This window comes from Vibrio zhanjiangensis, from assembly GCF_030161235.1.
In the GTDB taxonomy this organism is placed as follows: domain Bacteria; phylum Pseudomonadota; class Gammaproteobacteria; order Enterobacterales; family Vibrionaceae; genus Vibrio; species Vibrio zhanjiangensis.
Window position 1 is genome coordinate 1 of sequence record NZ_BSPW01000031.1, and the last position, 5,301, is coordinate 5,301.

3 protein-coding genes and 2 pseudogenes are annotated in these 5,301 nt (G+C 42.6%); all 5 read left to right on the plus strand.

The window, feature by feature from the left end:
- Nucleotides 1-63: 63 nt before the first annotated feature.
- Nucleotides 64-1,239, plus strand: a pseudogene (locus QQK21_RS09240) (SLBB domain-containing protein); the annotation flags it as partial.
- The gene (locus QQK21_RS09245; RefSeq protein WP_284191909.1) at nucleotides 1,239-1,934 is read left to right on the plus strand and encodes a P-loop NTPase family protein; all 696 of its coding nucleotides are present in this window, start codon (nucleotides 1,239-1,241) and stop codon (nucleotides 1,932-1,934) included. The pseudogene QQK21_RS09240 and the gene QQK21_RS09245, both read left to right, overlap by 1 nt.
- Before the next feature lie 10 nt (nucleotides 1,935-1,944).
- On the plus strand, nucleotides 1,945-2,745 hold the full coding sequence (locus QQK21_RS09250) for a phosphate/phosphite/phosphonate ABC transporter substrate-binding protein (protein WP_284191910.1): 801 nt from the start codon (nucleotides 1,945-1,947) through the stop codon (nucleotides 2,743-2,745).
- An 18-nt stretch (nucleotides 2,746-2,763) separates the two neighbouring features.
- Nucleotides 2,764-5,058, plus strand: coding sequence for a HAMP domain-containing hybrid sensor histidine kinase/response regulator (locus tag QQK21_RS09255; protein ID WP_284191911.1), 2,295 nt, complete (start codon nucleotides 2,764-2,766; stop codon nucleotides 5,056-5,058).
- Nucleotides 5,059-5,080: 22 nt separating this feature from the next.
- Nucleotides 5,081-5,278 (plus strand): annotated as a pseudogene (locus QQK21_RS09260) (response regulator); the annotation flags it as partial.
- Between the last annotated feature and the right edge of the window lie 23 nt (nucleotides 5,279-5,301).

A 5,301-nucleotide genomic window follows, 5' to 3' on the forward strand; every position in this document is an offset into this window, starting at 1 on the left:
AGTTAACGTAATGACAAAGTCGCTTGGTAATTAAGGTACGACAGAATCGCTTGGTGATCACATTACGAAGGAAAAAAAGGAGCATCATTTATGGACATTCTCGCCAATGCAGGCGGCCCAACCAGATACGCAGAATCACGACAGATACGTATTCTTAAAGCCGATGGTAAAGTGGTCAGATTTGACTTAACGGCCTATACCGAAGGTCTCAGTACTGCCCTTCCACCGCCAGAAATTGTCGCTGGCGATGCGATATTTGTTCCTGAAAAAACAGACATGAACGAAAAGTCTTGGCTCAAAATAGCACCGGATCGTGCAGTGAGCGTCATCGGTGAGGTTGTGAGACCTGGGCGTGTAGAATGGTCAGACGAAATGGACATGATGCACCTGTTAGCACACGTAGGTGGCCCAACACTAAGAGCCGATACGTCAAAAATTGAAGTGGTTGAACCTGATGGTCAAATGATCGTGTTCAATCTCGATAAATTTATTTTGGATGGCGCACCTTCCGCAGATCTTCCAATAATTAGAGCAGGTACTATTATTCGAGTCCACGATCTTCCCCAAGATCCAAGCGACAACAAATCACAATGGGTGAGGCAAAGTTCAGACGCTTCAATTTATGTTTTCGGCCAAGTCAACGCTCCAGGTCGTTATCGTTTCACCAACGAAATGCATTTCTTAGATATCTTATCGGCAGCCGATGGTCCGACAAAAGATGCTGATATTCACAATATAAAAATTACCCATCGTGACAAAAGTTATTCGAAAGTCAGTAAACTCAATTTATCTCTCTATTTTGAAACTGGTGATGAAAGCCTCTTGCCCAGTATTACCATGGGAGACACCATTTACATACCAGAAAAAGACAAAATTTGGCTTGATCGAAGTAAAGAATCGACAGTCCGCGTACTTGGTGCCATCAACAGCCCAGGCCGTTATGTCTTTGATGACAATATGACCATTCTGGATATTCTCGCCGAAGCCGGTGGTCCTTCAGACAGAGCTTACTTGGAAAAAATTTCCATCGTTAATATGTCATGCTGCCAAGGCCAAGCTCGGACATTTGATCTTATCGATTTCAGCAAAACTGCCAATGTTTATAAGCTCCCTGTTCTTCGCGCTGGAGATACCATATACATTCCAGACCGAAGTGAAGGGCTACTAGAAAGACTGCGTGTTGGCTTAGAGGATATCTTGCGCTTAACAACAACCATTGTAGTAATAGGAGCACTGTAATGAGCATACCAGCGACTTTAACTGAAGTAGAACAAATTTATCTCGCGGCTGAATTTAGTGAAGCACGTTCTCTTTGCGTTACGGGCTGCAACTCAGGTGACGGTGTCACTTCAGTGGCGTCTGCAATCGCCGAACGGTATTTGTTAGGAGGACATAAAACATTGCTCGTTGATCTAAACCTATTTCATCCATCTTTCGAACCTGTACTTAATGGGGATTCAACGCAAGATAATATCGGAGTGTTACTAGAACATAAAGTATCTCATCAACTCTTCACTGGAATGCCTGTTCCTAAAACAACATCAACACTACTCGCTTACAAAGACCCCGCAATGCTGAGCATTACTGTCGATAAATGGCTGCAACACTATGACAGGGTAATATGCGATACTTCTCCATTACTCCATATTAATAGAGGAAACATTCCCGCACAGGTAGTGGCAAGCGCCTGTGACCAGACAATATTAGTGGTTATGGGCGGGAAAACCTCAACCGGACAAATAAAAAAATCTCAGGAGCTGCTTAATATTCCTAAGATTTCATTTTTGGGTTCGGTATTAAACTTAAAAAATCAAGCTACTCTAGGACAAGAAATGGCAAGGGAGTTAAACCGATTAAAGTTTTTGCCTAAATCACTGCGTGAAAGATGGTGTAGGTCGTTAATCACCAATGAATTTTTAGCTCATAGTGCTTAGAGGACGATATATGAAAAAGTATCTCGCCGCCACGCTGCTTACTCTATTGCCAAGTCTAAGTTTAAGTGCTCCCTTAACGTTCGGTGTTGTGCCTCAGCAATCAGCAAGTCGGCTGGCACAACAATGGGCACCAATTGTGTCATACTTATCAAGTGCAATAGGTCAAGAAGTCATTTTTGCGACCACTCCCGACATCCCCTCATATGAGGAGAAGCTTGCTCAGGGAGAGTTTGATATTGCTTATATGAATCCCTATCACTACACCGTATTTAGCCAAGCGCCTGGATATAGAGCAACAGCCAAAGCGAAAGATAAAGTCATAAAAGGTATTATTGTCGTACGAAAAGACAGTCAGATTACCGAACTTACGCAGCTTCAAAATCAAAAGTTAGCCTTCCCTTCACCAGCGGCGTTTGCGGCAACAATACTGACACAGTCATACCTAAAAAGCGCGAACATTGAATTTACGCCAAGCTATGTTTCCTCTCATGATTCTGTATATTTATCTGTAGCAAAAGGATTCTTTCCTGCCGGAGGTGGGATTCTACGCACTTTCAATGCGTTGCCTGAAACGACACGAAAACAGCTCGTTCCTATTTGGACAACAAAAGGATTTACACCACACGCTATCGCTGTCCATCCTCGTATAACTGCTGAAACTGAATTAAAGTTAAAAGCAGCGCTTGAACAACTTCACACATCGCCAATGGTTAAAACTCAGTTAGAACAACTCAAAATAAAAGGTTTTGTTTCAGCGCAAGACAGTGACTGGGATGATGTCCGCGCACTGAACATCAAAATACTTGATTAAGCTTGGGAGGCATAGGTTATGTCTTTTAGAGTTAAAACTATCCTTGGTATTGCTTTCATTGAGATTGTGATGCTCATGGCGCTAACTTTCAGCGCCATGAGCTTTTTGTCAGAATCCAATGAGCGACAACTGCTTCAACGAGCTAACTCCACTGCTGAAATGTTTGTGCATGCCGCTAAGGATGCGATGATCTCTACAGATATCGCCACCCTAAATGATCTAGTCAGAGAGTTTATGACCGTAGAGGATATCGTCTATATAAAGGTCATGCGTGGTGAAAAGGAGTTATCCAGCATGGGAGAGCCATCTATACTAGAACGTGGGATGTCTGAAGACTTCAGCTTGAACACCGTCAATGATGGCATTTTTGACACACGCAGACAGGTCGTAAGCTCTGGCGTTTATTACGGTACAATCGATATTGGATTTGAGGTCTCGGAAATCAATTCCATGCTCGTTAATGCCCAAAAATCAATAATTGGCATTGCCTCTGTAGAGGTGATACTTGTCGCTATATTTTCTTTCTTCTTAGGAACTTACCTTACCAAAAGCTTAGTCAAGCTAATCGAAGCAGCTAATACGGTCAGTGAGCAAGGTCCGGGGTATCAAATCAACGATAAGTCTCAGGACGAATTAGGTGACGTTGCTCGTGCATTTGATGACATGTCGAGACAACTTGAGAAAAGCTATCGAGACTTGACACAAGCTCGTTCCGAAGCGGAACAAGCCAATGAATCAAAAAGCCGCTTCTTAGCAACCATGTCGCATGAAATCCGTACGCCTATGAATGGTGTACTGGGAATACTCAATATTTTAGAAGAATCAAAACTCACTCCAGAGCAAAAGAAGTTGGTCAATACCGCAACAGAATCTGGACAATTTTTGCTGAGCATCATCAACGATATCTTAGATTTTACAAGGATGGAGTCCAATACACTTAGACTTGAACACAGGCCGTTCGATTTTCGTCATTGCGTGGAAAGTGTCGTGGCAACTTTTTTACCCGCCGCTAAAGCACAAGCTCTAGAGATAAGTTGTACTATCGATGGAACAGTCCCTTCGAATGTTTGCGGTGATGAAAACCGTGTGAAACAAGTTCTCCATAATCTTATTGGTAACGCTATTAAATTCACAAAAAATGGCAGTGTTTCCGTGCAAATACACGCTGCAGACTTGGAGAGTACGCACGCAGAAATCACCTGCAAGATCATTGATACTGGTATAGGAATAAGCCGCAACGCCATGGACTTTCTATTCGACGAATTCACCATGGCAGATCAAACATACTCTCGCAGTCATGAGGGCTCTGGATTAGGCTTGGCAATATGCAAAAGATTGTGTGAACTAATGGATGGGCACATTGAAGTAGAGAGCACTCCCTCTATTGGCAGCACCTTTTCATTTTCCATCCGCTTAGAATTGGCCAAGCAACATATCGGTACCCCACCAAAATCACCAACCGATTTAAAACTGAACGTGTCTGACGTTAGCATATTGGTAGCTGAAGATAACAGGGCAAATCAGCTTGTTATACAAGAGATGTTCAAAAAGCTAAACCTAAGCATGGATATTGCCGAAAATGGCCAACGCGCTTTAGAAATGATAGCTCAGTATCACTACGACCTCATTTTTATGGATATTTCGATGCCGAAACTTGATGGCATGGAAACCTGTAGAGCGATACGCAAAAATTCCGATCCAGTGGTCAGTCAAATACCCATCATAGCTCTCACTGCACATTCACTCGCTGGTGACCGAGAGAAGTTCCTTGATGCTGGCATGGATGATTATTTGGCAAAACCCGTTCGTTTATCACAACTAATTGAAAAAATTAATCTATTCTTAGGTGACGACTCGGGCAATTCTTCACACAAAGTCACTCGCTCTGAGCCGTCAATAAAGTCAAGCCAATCAAGTAACGATACCGCGAATCAGGGAGAACATGTGAATTTGGAACTGGTCGACGAAACAATACTAGAACAGATGATAGAAGATACGAGTGCTGATGTACTGCCTATGCTAATTGAGCACTACCTTGAAGAATCTCAAGAGAGACTAAACAAAATCTATCAAGCAATGGATGAGAAGAACAAAGAAACACTTGAGTTTGAGAGTCACACGCTAGGCAGTTCTTCGCTCGCTCTGGGTAATCGAGTGCTCTCTAACCTCGCGAGGAAAATAGAACATTTGTGCATTGAAAATGAAGTCGAACAAGCCTACAAGCTAAAAGATGAGCTAAATGACTTGGCTGAAAAATCTCTTGCAGCATTAGCGTACAGAAAAAAACAAGGCTTTATAGAGCCGGCTGGCTAGGAACAATAGAGGATAACGTCACATGAGAGCAAAAGTATTATTAATTGAAGACTCTACATCTCTGGCTATTTTGTATAAACAATATGTTAAAGACGAGCCGTTCGATCTCTTTCACGTTGAAACAGGGCGTGACGCGATTGCATTTATAGAGAGAAATGTACCTCAATTGATCATATTAGATAGAAGTGGCCCCCGATTTTCGGACATGACTTTAAGTGATTGATCTGTTTTGATAGTACCCAG

Excerpts from the sequence above, each read along its gene's own strand:
- QQK21_RS09245 (WP_284191909.1), top strand. The coding sequence starts at position 1,239 with ATGAGCATACCAGCGACTTTAACTGAAGTAGAACAAATTTATCTCGCG.
- QQK21_RS09250 (WP_284191910.1), top strand. The coding sequence starts at position 1,945 with ATGAAAAAGTATCTCGCCGCCACGCTGCTTACTCTATTGCCAAGTCTA.
- QQK21_RS09255 (WP_284191911.1), top strand. The coding sequence starts at position 2,764 with ATGTCTTTTAGAGTTAAAACTATCCTTGGTATTGCTTTCATTGAGATT.